General features: G+C 48.2%; 21 protein-coding genes. All 21 read left to right on the top strand.

Features of this window, described 5'->3' with window-relative positions; genetic code table 11:
- Positions 1–148 precede the first annotated feature (148 nt).
- Entirely contained in the window at positions 149–613 is a 465-nt protein-coding gene (locus tag DNHGIG_RS19645) for an NUDIX hydrolase (RefSeq protein ID WP_369414740.1), read from the top strand.
- On the top strand, positions 610–1,788 hold the full coding sequence (locus tag DNHGIG_RS19640; protein ID WP_282201187.1) for an endonuclease Q family protein: 1,179 nt from the start codon (positions 610–612) through the stop codon (positions 1,786–1,788). The genes DNHGIG_RS19645 and DNHGIG_RS19640 overlap by 4 nt, the downstream gene beginning before the upstream one ends.
- Before the next feature lie 68 nt (positions 1,789–1,856).
- On the top strand, positions 1,857–2,489 hold the full coding sequence (spoIIM, locus tag DNHGIG_RS19635) for a stage II sporulation protein M (RefSeq protein ID WP_282201186.1): 633 nt from the start codon (positions 1,857–1,859) through the stop codon (positions 2,487–2,489).
- A gap of 15 nt (positions 2,490–2,504) precedes the next feature.
- Entirely contained in the window at positions 2,505–2,840 is a 336-nt protein-coding gene (locus DNHGIG_RS19630) for an RNHCP domain-containing protein (RefSeq protein WP_282201185.1), read from the top strand.
- A gap of 65 nt (positions 2,841–2,905) precedes the next feature.
- Complete coding sequence (fur, locus tag DNHGIG_RS19625) at positions 2,906–3,361, top strand: ferric iron uptake transcriptional regulator (RefSeq protein ID WP_282201184.1); 456 nt, start codon at positions 2,906–2,908, stop codon at positions 3,359–3,361.
- Between the two features lie 15 nt (positions 3,362–3,376).
- Positions 3,377–3,649, top strand: coding sequence for a Rossmann-fold NAD(P)-binding domain-containing protein (locus DNHGIG_RS19620; RefSeq protein ID WP_282201183.1), 273 nt, complete (start codon positions 3,377–3,379; stop codon positions 3,647–3,649).
- An 89-nt stretch (positions 3,650–3,738) separates the two neighbouring features.
- Positions 3,739–3,975, top strand: a complete 237-nt coding sequence (locus DNHGIG_RS19615) for a DUF4227 family protein (protein ID WP_282201182.1) — start codon at positions 3,739–3,741, stop codon at positions 3,973–3,975.
- Positions 3,976–4,146: 171 nt separating this feature from the next.
- Positions 4,147–5,034: a site-specific tyrosine recombinase XerD gene (xerD, locus tag DNHGIG_RS19610; RefSeq protein ID WP_282201181.1), complete on the top strand. Its 888-nt coding sequence runs from the start codon at positions 4,147–4,149 to the stop codon at positions 5,032–5,034.
- A 227-nt stretch (positions 5,035–5,261) separates the two neighbouring features.
- Positions 5,262–6,437 carry a phosphopentomutase gene (locus tag DNHGIG_RS19605; protein WP_282201180.1) on the top strand — a complete coding sequence of 392 codons (1,176 nt, stop codon included), beginning with the start codon at positions 5,262–5,264 and terminating at the stop codon, positions 6,435–6,437.
- 35 nt (positions 6,438–6,472) lie between these two features.
- Positions 6,473–7,276 carry a purine-nucleoside phosphorylase gene (locus tag DNHGIG_RS19600; RefSeq protein ID WP_439647785.1) on the top strand — a complete coding sequence of 268 codons (804 nt, stop codon included), beginning with the start codon at positions 6,473–6,475 and terminating at the stop codon, positions 7,274–7,276.
- Positions 7,277–7,285: 9 nt separating this feature from the next.
- Positions 7,286–8,107: a purine-nucleoside phosphorylase gene (locus DNHGIG_RS19595; protein WP_282201488.1), complete on the top strand. Its 822-nt coding sequence runs from the start codon at positions 7,286–7,288 to the stop codon at positions 8,105–8,107.
- Between the two features lie 5 nt (positions 8,108–8,112).
- Entirely contained in the window at positions 8,113–9,441 is a 1,329-nt protein-coding gene (locus tag DNHGIG_RS19590) for a pyrimidine-nucleoside phosphorylase (RefSeq protein WP_282201178.1), read from the top strand.
- A gap of 151 nt (positions 9,442–9,592) precedes the next feature.
- Positions 9,593–10,792 carry a D-alanyl-D-alanine carboxypeptidase family protein gene (locus DNHGIG_RS19585; RefSeq protein ID WP_282201487.1) on the top strand — a complete coding sequence of 400 codons (1,200 nt, stop codon included), beginning with the start codon at positions 9,593–9,595 and terminating at the stop codon, positions 10,790–10,792.
- 142 nt (positions 10,793–10,934) lie between these two features.
- Positions 10,935–11,291, top strand: a complete 357-nt coding sequence (spoIIAA, locus tag DNHGIG_RS19580; protein WP_282201177.1) for an anti-sigma F factor antagonist — start codon at positions 10,935–10,937, stop codon at positions 11,289–11,291.
- Positions 11,288–11,731 carry an anti-sigma F factor gene (gene spoIIAB, locus DNHGIG_RS19575; protein ID WP_282201176.1) on the top strand — a complete coding sequence of 148 codons (444 nt, stop codon included), beginning with the start codon at positions 11,288–11,290 and terminating at the stop codon, positions 11,729–11,731. Before spoIIAA ends, spoIIAB begins: the two co-directional genes overlap by 4 nt.
- 13 nt (positions 11,732–11,744) lie before the next feature.
- On the top strand, positions 11,745–12,494 hold the full coding sequence (gene sigF, locus DNHGIG_RS19570) for an RNA polymerase sporulation sigma factor SigF (RefSeq protein ID WP_282201175.1): 750 nt from the start codon (positions 11,745–11,747) through the stop codon (positions 12,492–12,494).
- A gap of 54 nt (positions 12,495–12,548) precedes the next feature.
- The gene (locus DNHGIG_RS19565) at positions 12,549–12,692 is read left to right on the top strand and encodes a hypothetical protein (RefSeq protein ID WP_282201174.1); all 144 of its coding nucleotides are present in this window, start codon (positions 12,549–12,551) and stop codon (positions 12,690–12,692) included.
- A gap of 119 nt (positions 12,693–12,811) precedes the next feature.
- Complete coding sequence (spoVAC, locus tag DNHGIG_RS19560) at positions 12,812–13,267, top strand: stage V sporulation protein AC (protein WP_282201173.1); 456 nt, start codon at positions 12,812–12,814, stop codon at positions 13,265–13,267.
- A 16-nt stretch (positions 13,268–13,283) separates the two neighbouring features.
- A complete protein-coding gene (gene spoVAD / locus DNHGIG_RS19555; protein WP_282201172.1) occupies positions 13,284–14,303 on the top strand; it encodes a stage V sporulation protein AD in 1,020 nt (339 codons plus the stop codon).
- A complete protein-coding gene (gene spoVAE, locus DNHGIG_RS19550) occupies positions 14,300–14,650 on the top strand; it encodes a stage V sporulation protein AE (protein WP_282201171.1) in 351 nt (116 codons plus the stop codon). Before spoVAD ends, spoVAE begins: the two co-directional genes overlap by 4 nt.
- 57 nt (positions 14,651–14,707) lie before the next feature.
- Positions 14,708–15,322 (top strand): stage V sporulation protein SpoVABEA, encoded by a 615-nt coding sequence (gene spoVAEA / locus DNHGIG_RS19545; protein WP_282201170.1) that lies wholly within the window; start codon positions 14,708–14,710, stop codon positions 15,320–15,322.
- The last annotated feature ends 218 nt before the right edge of the window (positions 15,323–15,540 follow it).

The following is a 15,540-nucleotide window of genomic DNA, read 5'->3' as shown; positions in this document are numbered from 1 at the left end:
TCAGATCTCCTATCGTTTGCTTTTTGTTTCTAGCGTATTCAGAGAAGGGACAAGTTATACTTGATTGAATCGGGGGCGGGAGAATGGATGAACATCTGCGGGAAGAGACGGTAAAACGGAAACGATTTATGAAGGACGCATCATTCGTTTGCAAATCGAAACGGTGCGCCTGCCCAACAACAAAAAGACAAGCAGAGAAATCGTTCGGCATCCGGGGGCGGTAGCTGTGTTGGCGGTTACCTCCGAGAATAAAATCATACTGGTGAAACAGTATCGCAAACCTTGCGACGAAGTACTGATTGAAATTCCGGCCGGGAAGTTGGAAAAAGGGGAAGAGCCTTTGGAATGTGCGAAGAGGGAACTCATCGAGGAGACGGGTTATACAGCAGGTACTTGGGAATTTGTACACAGTTTTTATACATCGCCGGGATTTGCCGATGAGAAGATTTATCTCTATATGGCCCGCGATTTGACGAAAGGAACGAGACAATTGGATCCTGACGAGTTTCTTGACCTCATTGAGGCAGACCGTGAGGAAGTGATGCAGATGATTGAGAAGGATATGATTCATGACGCAAAAACGTTGATCGCGCTGTACAGGTGGCTGAAATGAAAGAGTATTTTCTGGATTTACACATTCATATCGGACGAACGAAAGGGGGACAAGCGGTCAAAATAACGGCCAGCCGCGATCTGACCCTCTTTTCAATTATTAGGGAAGCAGCAGAACGAAAAGGCATCGATATCATTGGAATTATTGACGCTTCATCCCCGCCTGTGCTGGATGAGTTTCGCGAACTGGTTAAGCGTGGAGAACTAACTCCTTTGGATAGAGGGGGTCTCAGTTACCAAGGAAAAGTGACCATCTTGCTGGGAGCTGAGGTAGAGACATCGGGCCCATCCGGCGGAACGGCACATTTCGGTATATGGTTGCCGGATCTCGAGCGAATGGGAGAGTTCTCCCGGTGGCTTGCCGATCGGGTGACCAATCCCGTCTTGTCTTCACAGAGAGCGAATACCACTGCGAGTGAACTTCAACGCGTGGCTGACGATTTCGGGGGGATGTTTATCATCAATCACGCCTTTACCCCCCATAAAAGCGTATATGGGAACTGTGTCGCGTCAGCCCGCGAGATGCTTGATCTCTCGCGTGTAACCGCCTTGGAGTTAGGGCTATCCTCCGATTCGGATCTTGCCGATCTGTTATCCGAACTGCAGGATATCACATTTGTATCGAATTCTGATGCACATTCATTGGCGAAAATCGGACGAGAATATAACAGGATCATCATACAGTCTCCTTCTTTTGAAGAAGTGAAAAAATCGCTTCTGCGACAAGAAGGGAGAAGCGTCACGGCTAATTACGGATTGACGCCCGCGCTTGGCAAGTACCACCGTACGTATTGCCTGCAATGTAAACAGATCGCCACGAATCCACCTCCTGTCATTCAATGTCCAAAATGCGAGAGTGCGCATGTCGTTCTCGGGGTGATCGATCGCATTCATGAGATCGCCGATCGCAAGAAGCCGGTTCACCCGGCCCATCGTCCGCCATACTATTATCAGGTACCGCTCGAATTCATACCAAAGATCGGTAAACGCACCATCGACAAATTACTTGCTGAATTTGGGACGGAGATGAATATTCTCCACCGGGCGACAGAGGACGACCTGGCACGTATCGTCGGAGAGAGGATCGCGAATGATATCGTGCTTGCGCGCACAGGGCGTCTGCCTTTGGTAACGGGGGGAGGCGGAAAATACGGAAGAGTGGGAGGAAATCATTGATAGAGTGATAACTTCCTTTTGTCCAACATATACATGTTGTTGAAGTTGGACAAGAGGGGGAAGCCGTGATGGCCCGTAGGTTCAAAGTCCATGCGACGAGATATGTGCAGGAACACGCCAAACTATATATTTACACGATTGTTCTAATATTTGTGGGCATCATCTTCGGGGCGATCGTTGTCAACGCACTTGCGCAAGATCAAAAAGTTGAACTCTATAATCAATTGCATGGGTTTATTACGGCGGTTAACGATAATCAATTGGCCAATTCCACCATCGTCACTTGGGATTCTATAGCCAAGAACCTAAAAATGGTGGGGTTGATTTGGATTCTTGGCTTATCGATTATCGGGTTGCCCTTAATCGTCGTACTTATTTTTTTCAAAGGTTTCATGATCGGATTCACCGTTGGTTTTCTGGTGGAACAATTTTCAGGAAAAGGGTTATTGTTCGCGATCTTGGCCGTTTTTCCGCAAAATCTCATCGCAGTGCCCGCGTTGATTGTTGCAGGCGTGGCAGGGATCGCATTTTCATTAATGCTCGTGCGTTCACGTTTTTCACAGAGAAACTTGCCGATCTACCATTCGTTTCTCACGTATTCCGGTTTGATGCTCGTCGTAGCGGTTGTACTGACCATCTCTTCTTTTATAGAAGGATATATCTCACCGATTTTGATGAAATTAGTTACTCCATATTTGTAAGTGAGAGGTGTTTACATGGGCGGGAAGACACGCCAATTTACGGTTCGGAACGAGTCATTCGTCTGTCTGAATTGCGGTGCGTACGTGAAGCCGCTCGCCGCGGGAGGGTGTCGCAACCATTGTCCTGAATGTTTTTATTCCCTTCATTTAGATGTGAATCCCGGAGACCGGTTGTCCGATTGCAAAGGGATTTTGGAACCGATTGCTATTGAAAAACATTCGAAAAAAGGCTATATGGTCGTCCATCGTTGCAAGAGATGCGGTCATATTGTGAAAAACAAATTGGCGCTGGAAGATCCCGTCCAACCGGATAATTTTGAGAAGATGTTGGAGATCATGAGCCGGGTTTGACACTGCAAAATGGCATACAATATAATGGTGACAGTCACATTTGCAGCGGCAGAGGAGGGGTCTGCATGCACGAAAAGCTCGAACGGATCAAGAAACAATTGCATGCCGAATCGTTCAAGCTAACCCCTCAAAGAGAAGCGACTTTGCGAGTTCTCCTCGAAAATGAGGAAGCCCACTTATCGGCTGAGGAAATTTTTATGCTTGTGAAGCAAAAAGCGCCTGATATCGGATTGGCCACCGTTTACCGGACACTCGACTTGCTTTCTGAACTTAAAATTATCGAAAAGTTGAACTTTGGTGATGGTGTCGCGCGTTATGAGTTTCGTTCGGACGATCATCCGCATCATCACCATCACCTGATCTGTTTGAAGTGCAATCGACTGTTTGAGATCGAAGATTTGCTGGACAGTCTGGAGGCTAAGGTGGAACGGGAGCATAACTTCAAGATCGTCGATCATCGGGTGAGTTTTCTCGGATACTGTGCGGATTGCTTGCAAGAGGATTCGACTTTGGGCGACTAAGGGGGATTCCGTCGTATGATTGTGGGCATTCCAAAGGAGATCGAAAAGTTTGGAGTGATCCACTACGCTGTTGCCAATATACCGGACGCAGTACCACGTATAGCCACGATGGCCCTGACCAATGCAACGCTGAGTTACGTAACGGAAATTGCCAATAAAGGATATCGTGAAGCGATCACAAACAATCAGGCACTTGCAAGAGGAGTTAATGTCATTGAGGGGAAAGTGACTCATCAAGCGGTAGCGGCCGCTTTGGGTCAAATGTATACACCGCTGAAAAATATATAAAGTAGCAGTTCTCTTTTAAATGAAAAAGGTTGGGAAGCATATGCTCCCAACCTTTTTCATATGATTAGGGTAGGAAGGAGAGAGGCCGGATGATCATATCCGTTCGCAGATGGATCCGCTACTTGCGAATGACCGTCTATATCGTGCTGTTCAGTTTTGTCCTTTTTAAATTATTCGGCGTCTTTCAAGAGATGGTTCAACACACTGATCCTTACCGTGAACCCCGTCAAGACGCTGTAAAAGTGCACGCGTTAAACGATCAGCAGGGACCATGGTGGAAATCATGGTTGGAGCGTTTGGTGGAATTTTACATGACCGGCGAATAGGCCCTCGCACCGTAAGTAAACTACCATTACCCGTAAGTTCGAGCTACCGAAAACGGGCCCCGTAAAAGAGCGAAATACCTTCCTTCATATAGAGGGAAGGATTTGCGAACGTTTCGTCGAATCATTTATGCAGAACGCAAGAACGGTTCCGAGTATAAAGGAGTTTGATTCATGGACAAGCTGATCGACCGCTTTATCCAGTATCTCGCCGTGGAGCGAGGGCTTGCGAATAATACGCTTGAGTCTTACCGGCGTGACCTGACAAACTTTGCGAACCATGTAAGACAAAACAGTATTACAGATGTGAATCAACTGCGTCGCGCTACGATCATTTCATTTCTCGCTGATTTGCAAAGGAAAGGGAAAGCGAATTCCACCATTTCCCGCAACTTGGCAAGCATTCGTACCTTCTTCGGATTTCTCTTGCGGGACGGATTTATCGACGGTGATCCGACGGCAAATCTGGAATCTCCGAAAATAGAAAAACGCTTACCGAAAGTCCTTTCCGTGGAAGAGGTGGAAGCGCTTTTACAGAGCCCTGATATCTCGAAGGTTTCCGGTCTGCGCGACAAAGCGATGCTTGAATTGCTTTATGCGACGGGAATTCGCGTCACGGAGCTTGTTTCCTTAAATGTTGAAGACGTGAATTTAAATATGGGATTTCTTAAATGTACAGGAAAAGGGAACAAAGAACGGATCATTCCCTTAGGTTCTGTCGCTGAAAGATACGTTCATCAATATCTGGCTCGATCACGCACGAAACTTGTGCGCGATATCCATGAACCTGCACTATTTTTGAATCATCACGGACGTCGTCTCTCTCGCCAGGGATTTTGGAAGATTATCAAGAAATATGCGAAACTGGCGGCGATCGATAAGGAGATTACGCCTCACACGTTACGTCATTCTTTTGCTACGCATCTGCTCGAAAATGGAGCGGATCTTCGCTCCGTACAAGAAATGCTGGGACATGCCGATATATCGACGACGCAAATTTATACGCATATCACGAAAACAAGGCTTAAAGAAGTGTATGAACAAACCCATCCACGCGCTTAGAAATGTTTCAAGTAAGTCGTGTGATTCTTTTATATAGAGACTGTTCAAAAAGGATTCATTTGTGTGTAGCTTGGATGATCATATGATATACAGATGCAGCCTTTTTGAACATCTTTCTTCAAAAAGAGGTTGTCAGACATCTGTCCTTTAGAGTATGTTTAGGGTAAGCTTTTTTTAGGAAAAATAGACCGATGCAGACAGAGGACGAAAACGGAAGGTGATGACTGATGTATAGGTTCAACCGGATCATATTCATTGTTCTTGACAGTTGTGGGATCGGTGAAATGTATGATGCTGCCGAGTACGGGGATACCGGAGCGAATACGCTCGCAAACATAGCAAAAGCGGTTGGCGGGCTTCGTGTGCCCAACTTGGCGCGCTTGGGACTTGGACGCATCCATGAAATTGAAGGTGTTTCGGCAGATGTTGCGATGGGCTGTTACGGGAAAATGGCGGAACAATCTGCCGGAAAAGATACTACGAACGGGCACTGGGAAATGGTGGGCGTCCGTTTGGAAAAACCGTTGCCTACGTATCCGGACGGATTTCCACGCGTGATTATGGATGAATTTGAACGGCGAATCGGACGTAAGACCCTCGGAAATAAACCGGCGTCAGGTACTGAGATCATCAAGGAGCTTGGTGATGAACATGTACGAACGGGCTATCCAATCGTTTACACGTCGGGCGATTCTGTCTTCCAGATCGCTGCGCACGAGGAAGTCATTCCTCTCGAAGAGCTCTATCACATGTGTGAAGTTGCCCGAGCACTCCTCGTTGGAGAACATGGAGTAGGTCGGGTAATTGCTCGCCCATTCGTCGGTAAGAAAGGGAATTATGCGCGTACGGCAAACCGGCGCGATTATTCATTAAATTTCGGCCGCACAGTACTGAATGAGTTGCAAGAAGCGGGGTTGGATGTTATCGGGATCGGTAAAATCGAAGATATTTACGGAGGATCTGGCATCACGGGCGGCACGCATACGAATGGAAATATGGACGGTGTTGATAAAACACTCGATTATATGAATCGAGTAGAACGAGGATTAATATTTACAAATCTCGTGGATTTTGACATGTTGTACGGACATCGCAATGATCCCAAGGGGTTTGCGAAAGCGATCGAAGATTTTGACGCACGTTTGCCGGAGATAGAAGCCATGCTGCGGAAGGATGATCTTCTGATCTTGACTGCCGATCATGGGTGCGATCCGACGACGGAAAGTACAGATCATACGCGTGAGTTTGTTCCGCTTCTCGTTTACGGCAAACAAACGAAACAGGGGGTTGACCTTGGAACGCGTGAGACGTTCGCCGATATTGGGGCCACCATTGCAGAAAACTTCGGTGTCCCGAATCCTGGAATAGGGACGAGTTTTTATAAAGAAATCATCAAGGAATGAGAGGGATCCATATGTCAATCGAGCTGGCCAAACAAATGGAAGAGGCACGTTCCTACATTGCATCCAAAATTCAAATCGCTCCGAAAGTAGGCCTTATACTGGGATCAGGACTCGGTGTATTGGCGGACGAAGTAGAGGATGCTGTAGAAATTCCGTACAGCGAAATTCCGCATTTTCCTGTTTCTACGGTCGAAGGGCACGCGAGTACATTCGTTTTCGGAAAGCTTTCGGGAACACCGGTTGCTGTCATGAAAGGTCGCTTTCACTACTATGAAGGGTATACGCTTTCACAGGTGACATTCCCAGTTCGTGTGATGAAGGCGCTCGGTATCGAGACGATCGTAGTTACCAACGCGGCGGGAGGCATTGTCCCGGAATGGGAAGCAGGCGATTTAATGGTGATCAGAGACCATTTGAATCTGATGTTCCGTAATCCATTGATCGGTCCGAACGACGATCGCTTGGGTCCTCGTTTTCCCGACATGTCAAACGCATACGCACCTGAATTGCGCACACTCGCGCATGAAGTGGCGCGAGAACAAGGGCTCGAATTGCGCGAGGGCGTTTACGTGGGATTGACCGGCCCCTCCTATGAGACGCCGGCAGAGATCCGTATGCTCCGTTTACTGGGCGGGGATGCGGTCGGGATGTCAACTGTTCCTGAAGTGATCGTGGCGAACCATATGGGAATTCGCGTATTGGGGATTTCTTGCATCGCCAATAAGGCGGCCGGAATTTTGGATACGCCTCTCAGCCATGATGAAGTGATCGAAATTACAAAGCGGATTCGCAGCCAATTCGTCGCTTTGGTACGTGAAATCGTATCCAGGTTGAAGTAAGGAGGTATCATTTTGAATTACGTCGCTAAGATTGAAGAAGCCGTTTCATACATACAAAAGCAGACCGATCTGGTGCCTGAAGTAGGGCTGATCCTTGGCTCGGGTCTCGGTGTATTGGCTGACGAGATCGAAAATCCCGTGATCATCGATTATAAGGATATTCCTCATTTCCCCGTATCAACGGTCGAAGGTCATGCGGGAAAACTTGTAATTGGCACGCTTTGCGGCAAGGTCGTCATCGCCATGCAAGGTCGCTTTCATTTTTATGAAGGCTATTCGCAAAAAGAGATCACGATGCCCGTATATGTCATGCGCTTTTTGGGATGTAAAACGCTCGTGGTAACAAACGCATGCGGAGGGATGAACCGTGCGTTCGCACCGGGCGACTTGATGTTGATCACCGATCACATTAATTTTACAGGGGACAATCCGCTTATCGGTGTAAACGATCCGAAACTGGGTCCTCGTTTTCCCGATATGTCGCAAGCGTACGATCGGGAATTGGTCCGTTTGGCAGAAACGGTTGCATTGAAACAGGGAGTGAACGTGCAAAAAGGGGTTTACATTGGCATTTCTGGTCCCACGTATTGTACGCCGAGCGAGTTAATCATGCTGCGCAATTTGGGGGCCGATGCGCTTGGCATGTCGACCGTACCTGAAGTGATCGTCGCGAACCATGCGGGCCTACGGGTGTTAGGCATCGCTTGTATCACCGATATGGCGATCGGCGAGGAGCTGGAGCCCTTGACGCATGATCGCGTGGTGGAAGTGGCGGAACGAACGCGTCCGAAATTTATCAATCTGGTCAAAGGTATCATTGCCGAGGTGTAATTCGTATGCGTATGTATGACATCATTCGCAAGAAGCGTGACGGAGAGGAATTAACGAAAGAGGAAATCGAGTTTGCCATTCAAGGGTACGTGAATGGTTCCATTCCCGATTATCAAATGTCTGCATGGGCGATGGCCGTTTTCTTACGAGGGATGACCGACCGTGAAACGGCCGATCTCACCATGGCGATCGTACATACGGGTGAGATCCTGGATTTATCTGCGATCGCAGGAACGAAAGTGGATAAGCATTCGACAGGAGGTGTAGGGGATAAAACCAGTCTGGTTTTGGCTCCTCTCGTGGCAGCTGCGGGTGTACCGGTCGCAAAAATGTCTGGGCGCGGATTAGGGCATACGGGAGGAACGATCGATAAACTGGAGTCAATTCCGGGGTTTTCTGTTGAACTCAGTCAAACGGACTTCATCGAACAAGTGAACCGAATCAAAATGGCTCTCATCGGTCAGACAGGCAATCTCGCTCCCGCTGACAAAAAGCTATATGCATTACGGGACGTGACGGCCACCGTCGATACGATTCCTCTGATCGCCAGCTCGATCATGAGCAAGAAAATCGCCGCAGGGGCGGACGCGATCGTGCTCGATGTGAAAACGGGAGCAGGAGCGTTCATGAAGACGCTTGAAGGGTCGTTCGCATTGGCACGCGCCATGGTGAAAATCGGAGCGGCAGTCGGAAGAAAAACGGTTGCGATCGTTTCCGATATGGATCAGCCGCTCGGATTCGCCGTCGGTAACTCCCTTGAAGTAAAAGAAGCTATCGATACGTTGCGTGGGGAAGGTCCGGAAGATCTCACGGAACTCTGTCTAGTCCTCGGGTCGCACATGTTGATGTTGGCAGGCGCCGCATCCGACTCGCAAAGGGCGAGAGAACAGTTGCAAGAATTAATCCACTCCGGAAAAGGGCTGGAGACGTTCAAACGTTTCGTGGAAGCGCAAGGCGGGGATTCGCGCATCATCGATGATACGCGATTGTTGCCTCAAGCAAAGAAACAGATTCCCGTGTATGCACAAGAGGATGGCTATGTAGCGAAGATCCATGCGGAAGAAGTCGGCACATGTGCCATGCTTTTAGGGGCCGGACGGGAAACCAAAGAGTCCACAATCGACCTCGCGGTGGGAATCGTGTTGACGAAAAAAGTCGGGGATCCGGTAAGAAAAGGTGACACTTTATGCGTGTTGCATGTGAATGACGAAACCCGCCTCGACGAGGTGAAAAAGAGAATGTCTCAGTCCATCCAAATCACCAGTGAAAGACTGCAGAAACAACCCTTTATTTACGGTGTAGTCACAGACGAGAGAGAAGAACGTTACGTGTAAGAACAGGTTTAAAAAAGGACAAACGGGATCGAGCAGTTTGTAATGGAAGCTTCGATTTATTGTCATATCTTCCTATTCCTAGGGCACACTATGAGTGTTTCAACACGAAGGAGGGAAGGAAAAGACAATGAGGAGCGCTGTACATAATAGAATGCTCAAATCCGTTGTCCTTATTTTTATGTTGCTCCTGTCTTCCGTAATATCGATTCCGAGTACGTGGGCTGCCGAACACAGACCTAAGGGAAAAGCCGAGCAGAAAGCGGGAGTGGATTTAGCCAAAAGTGCGGTCTCCGCAGTCGTTATGGATGCGGCGACCGGACAGGTACTCTTTGAAAAAAACATGCACGAAAAGTTGCCTCCCGCCTCCATAACCAAAATCATGTCCATGCTTTTGATCATGGAAGCACTTGAAAGCGGTAGGATCAAATTAACTGACAGGGTGCGTGCGAGTGAACATGCCGCCAGCATGGGTGGATCGCAGATCTTTCTCGAGCCGGGTGAACAAATGACGGTGGATGAGATGATGAAAGGCATCGCCGTCGCCTCAGCCAATGATGCGACTGTCGCAATGGCTGAACATATCGCCGGGTCGGAAGAGGAATTTGTAAAAATGATGAACGAAAGAGCGGAACAATTGGGCTTAAAGAACACCCATTTTAAGAATTCGAACGGACTTCCTGTCGCTGGTCATTACACCTCCGCTTACGATATTGCGCTCATGTCGCGTGAATTGTTAAAACATGAACAGATATTGAAGTGGACGTCGATCTACAGCGATTATCTGCGCAAAGACAGCGAAAAACCTTTTTGGTTGGTGAACACCAACAAGTTGATCCGTTACTATCCGGGAATGGACGGATTGAAAACAGGTTTTACGGGCGAGGCGAAATACTGTCTGTCGGCAACGGCGAAACGAGGCGATTTTCGCGTGATCACAGTGGTCATGGGAGAACCGACTTCCCCTCAGCGAAACGCGGAAATCTCGCAAATGATGGATTGGGCATTCTCCCAGTTTACCAGCAAAACGTTCTACAAAGCCGGTCAAGTCGTTGAAAAGGTGAAGCTGGACAAAGGCAACGAACCGAGTGTACAGTTAGTCGCGGCCGATACACTGGGAGTTGTGATGAAAAAAGGCGAGAAATCGGACGCCTACACGAAACAGATTACGTTCAAAGAATGTAAGGCTCCCGTGAAAAAGGGGCAAGTATTAGGGGCGGTCGTCATATACAAAGACGGAAAAGAAGTGGGACGCACGAGTATCGTGGCAGCTAATGACATCGGCAAAGCGGGCTTTTGGAAGATGTTTAAACGAACGGTGGATAGTTGGTTGACATTCGGTCAAGCATCGTGATACATCCTGAAAGAGGGCGTTCGCCCTCTTTTTTTGTCGTTTTTCCACGAAAATCCTGTAGTTTTGTCGAGATGCAGGAAAAGCTTTCTTCTCAATCGAATACCCCAAGTACGAGTAAGCAAGGGATAGGAGAGTGAGACCGTTGAGTCTACAAGTGCAAACGAAAAAAATTGGATCCACGCTGGTCGTTCGTTTACAAGGGGAATTGGATCACCACACCGCCGAAATTGTACGCGAGCGGGTGGAAGGGGAATTAAATAAAGATTTGACTCCCCACCTCATCATGAACTTGGAGGGTCTTTCCTTTATGGACAGTTCCGGGCTCGGGGTAATCTTGGGACGGTATAAACGTGTTTCACAAATGGGAGGGAGAATGGCCCTTTGCTCTGTCAATGACACGTTGTTGCGATTATTTGAATTATCGGGTATTCAAAAGATTTTACGAATCTATGACAGTGAAACTCATGCCTTGGCAGAAATAGGGGAGGTGAAATTATGAGCACTCACAATGAAATGCATCTTTGTTTCAGTAGTAAGTCGGAAAATGAATCGTTCGCGCGTGTGGCCGTTGCGGCCTTTGTCTCGCAATTGGATCCGACGATGGAAGAGTTGACGGAAATCAAGACTGTCGTTTCTGAAGCGGTGACGAATGCGATCATTCACGGGTATGAAAATCAGGAAGGAATGGTGAACATCCACTGTATCATCAAGGATACGATGGTCGAACTGATTATTGAAGATGAAGGCGTAGGAATCGACGATGTGGAATTGGCGCGTCAACCGCTGTTTACCTCCAAACCTGAACTTGAACGTTCGGGTATGGGATTCACGATTATGGAAAACTTTATGGACCAGGTGGAAATCACTTCAGCGCCGGGAAAAGGCACCAAAGTGCGTTTGGTCAAGTATATCAAGAGTGCAGAAGTCACCGCGCACTGAAGGAGCGGGTCATATGGAAAGGAATGTGACACCGACTCATCAAAAATATTCGGACGAACAAGTGAAAGAATTGATCGCCCGCAGCCAAGCAGGTGATGTTGAAGCGCGAGAACGCCTGGTACTTAGCAATCAACGGCTCGTATGGTCTGTCGTGCAACGTTTTCTCAATCGTGGATATGAAGCGGATGATCTCTTTCAAATCGGTTGTATCGGACTCATGAAGGCGATCGACAAGTTCGACCTGAATTACGATGTGCGTTTTTCCACTTATGCCGTGCCGATGATCATCGGGGAAATACAACGGTTCTTGCGCGATGATTCCACGGTAAAAATTTCCCGCTCTCTGAAGGAACAAGCGCGCCAAATCAGGCGAACGCGCGACGAATTATCGAAGAAGTTGGGCAGGCAGCCACATGTGAATGAAGTGGCGGAAGCGCTTGGCATTGAACCCGCTGAGGTCGTTTTCGCTCAGGAAGCCATGCGGCAACCTTCCTCGATCCATGAGACTGTATTCGAGAATGATGGAGATCCCATCTATCTGATGGATCAAATCGCCGATGAAAACCAAGAGAAATGGTTCGACCGCATGTCTTTGCATGACGCATTATCGCGTCTTCCCGAACGGGAACGATTGATTGTTTTTCTGCGCTTTTTCAAAGACAAGACGCAAGCGGAAGTTGCTGAGGTTCTCGGGATCTCCCAGGTGCAAGTGTCCCGCTTAGAGAAAAAAATATTGCAGAATATCCGGGATCAATTAGATTGAACCGTTTCAAAAACGAGCATGCTAGGAATATATACCAAAAGGGAGTGTTCCGGCATGCGGAGAAAATCGAAAATCAAGCGGATTCTCTATGCATGTATGATCGCCGTTCTCCTCACGTCTAGCGGATTCGGTTTGTACTTTTGGCAATCTTACCAAAAAACGAAATATCATGTCGTTTCCAATGCGACAGAGCTGTAACAAAGGCTTTCATGATGAAAGCCTTTGTTGTTCTTTGAATTCCAATACTTCCCTGGATAGGAGGGCGTAAGAAGAGAGACTTATATATACAGAAAAGGACGTTACGAAGGGGGATGGCTATGATCAAAACAGGAGCGAAAGAAGCGTATGAGTATCAACGGTTAACAAAGAAACATACGCCGCGGAAACCGTTTTTGAAGAATTCTGTTCGCGCTTTTTTGGCAGGTGGAACCATTTGTTTATTAGGACAAGTGATTCAATCTTTTTTTATGCGTTTTGGATTTAATGAACGCACAGCCGCCAATCCGACAGTGGCCACATTGATTTTTATCAGTGTTCTATTAACAGGGTTTGGCGTATATGATCGTTTCGCACAATGGGCGGGAGCAGGTTCCGCCGTTCCTGTTACAGGTTTTGCAAACGCGATGGCGTCTGCCGCGCTCGAATACAAATCGGAAGGGTATGTTCTCGGCGTGGGAGGGAACATGTTCAAAGTGTCTGGGCCTGTCATCGTATTCGGAGTGACCGCTGCATTTGTGGTTGCGCTCGTACGTAAACTTTTTGAAATGATTTAGGGGGAGGAAGAGCGAAATGCCACTAGTGGGGAAGCAAACGTGGAGGTTTCCGTCCACTCCGAGGATTTTGTCTGCAGCATCCGTTGTGGGCAACAAGGAAGGGCAAGGGCCACTAGGCAACGATTTCGATATCGTACATAAGGATCCGTATGTCGGCACCGACAGTTGGGAAAAGGCGGAACGGAAGCTCACGGAAGAAGCGTGTGAAGAAGCCATGCGCAAGGCGGGGCTCAAAAGCCAAGATATTGACTTGGTCATTGCGGGTGATCTGTTAAATCAGCTCATTACCTCCAGTTTCGCGGCACGAACGCTCGCCATGCCGTTTCTCGGGATCTTTGGCGCATGTTCGACATCCATGCAAGGACTGGCATTGGCCGCGCTTCTGGTGGATAGCGGATTTGCCCACAAAGTCATCGCCGCGACATCGAGCCATAACTCAACGGCAGAACGGCAATTCCGCTTTCCGACCGAGTATGGTGGACAAAAGCCTCCGACGGCCCATTGTACAGTGACGGGAAGCGGCGCTGCTTTGATAGGGAAAAACGGATCGGCGTTAAAAATCACACATGCAACTATCGGTAAGGTAATAGATCTTGGCGTGAAAAACCCGTGGGAAATGGGAGCAGCCATGGCTCCCGCGGCTGTTGATACGATTACGGCTCATTTTCGAGATACGGGGCGTACGCTTGATGATTACGATCTAATTCTCACAGGCGATTTGGGCCGGGTGGGACATTCGATCGCCAAACAATTATTAGAGCAACAAGGACACCAAGCAGGTGATAAATTCCATGATTGCGGGGTTCTCATCTATTATCCCGATCAAGAAGAAGTGTTCTCCGGTGGCAGCGGATGTGCTTGTTGCGCTGTAGTTACATACGGTCATATCTTGAAGCGAATGGAACGAGGAGAATTAAAACGCGTGTTGGTGACGGCTACGGGAGCACTTCTTTCTCCCACTTCTACGCAGCAAGGGGAAAGCATCCCTTGCATCGCACATACTGTTGCCATTGAAATGGAGGATGATATGCGATGATTTTCTTGTGGGCGTTTGTTGTCGGGGGATTGATTTGTTTGATCGGGCAGCTCTTAATGGATCTGACGAAATTGACACCCGCACATGTGATGACCATTCTGGTCGTTTCCGGGGCCGTTCTCGATGGGCTCGGACTGTATGAACCGCTGATTAAGTTTGCTGGAGCGGGTGCGTCTGTACCGATCACGAGCTTCGGGAATTCGCTCGTTCACGGTGCCATGACGGAAGCGAAAACGCATGGTTTCGTCGGGATTATCACCGGCATATTTGAAGTTACGAGTGCGGGGATCTCGGCGGCGATCATCTTTTCATTTTTGGCATCGCTGGTATTTCGCGCGCGCGGGTAAGCACCTTTGTGTTCAGGAGAAAAAGTGGGCAAATCTTCCTACAAGGGAGTGGCTGCTTTGAAGAAGCCAAAACAGGACGGAAAGAGGAAGGTTATCATCATTACTGATGGAGATGAAGTCGCACGCATGGCGGTAGAAGCGGCCGCAAGACAGGTGGGTGGACGAGTGATCTCCCGCTCGGCAGGAAATCCAACGCCGCTCAATGGCCAACAATTGGTAAAACTGATTCAGGAGGCCAAGCATGACCCGGTTCTCGTCATGTTTGACGACAATGGCGACGGAGAAGAGTCATATGGAGAGCGCGCGTTGCGTGAAATTGCCACACATCCTTTAATCGAGGTCTTGGGAGCCGTAGCGGTAGCTTCCAAGACTCCCTATGTTGAGGGAACACCCGTCGACTTTTCGATCGATAACCAGGGGCATATTCTCTATGATGAAGTGGATAAAGATGGACGTCCATCACATACCGGGCAGTTGCTTATTCATGGGGATACGGTGGATGTTTTAAAGGAATTGGATATTCCCATTATCATTGGAATGGGGGATCCGGGGAAAATGGAAGGGCATGACCATGTAGAGAATCGTGCGCCGGTCACTACTGCAGCTGTCCAGGAGATTCTGAAGCGAAGTGGATTCGTATCGGAGATGGAATCGCAAGAAAAATCTTACTAACTTTGAAACGATAAGATAGACCTGTCAGATGCTACAGATCAAGCACTGATTGGTAAAAAAATTTCTGGTGCAAAAAAACCTTTGTTGTCATGAGAATTGGGTGCATGCTATAATATGAAGAAAATTAAAATTTTCTTGGGATGACCAAGGACGAGGCTGTATAACGTTGCGAACATATACAGCAACCGTCGTTTTTCGTCGGTTGCTGTTTTCTTTAG

Source organism: Collibacillus ludicampi (assembly GCF_023705585.1).
Lineage (GTDB): Bacteria > Bacillota > Bacilli > Tumebacillales > BOQE01 > Collibacillus > Collibacillus ludicampi.
This window is presented reverse-complemented; position numbering and strand designations above follow the sequence as displayed.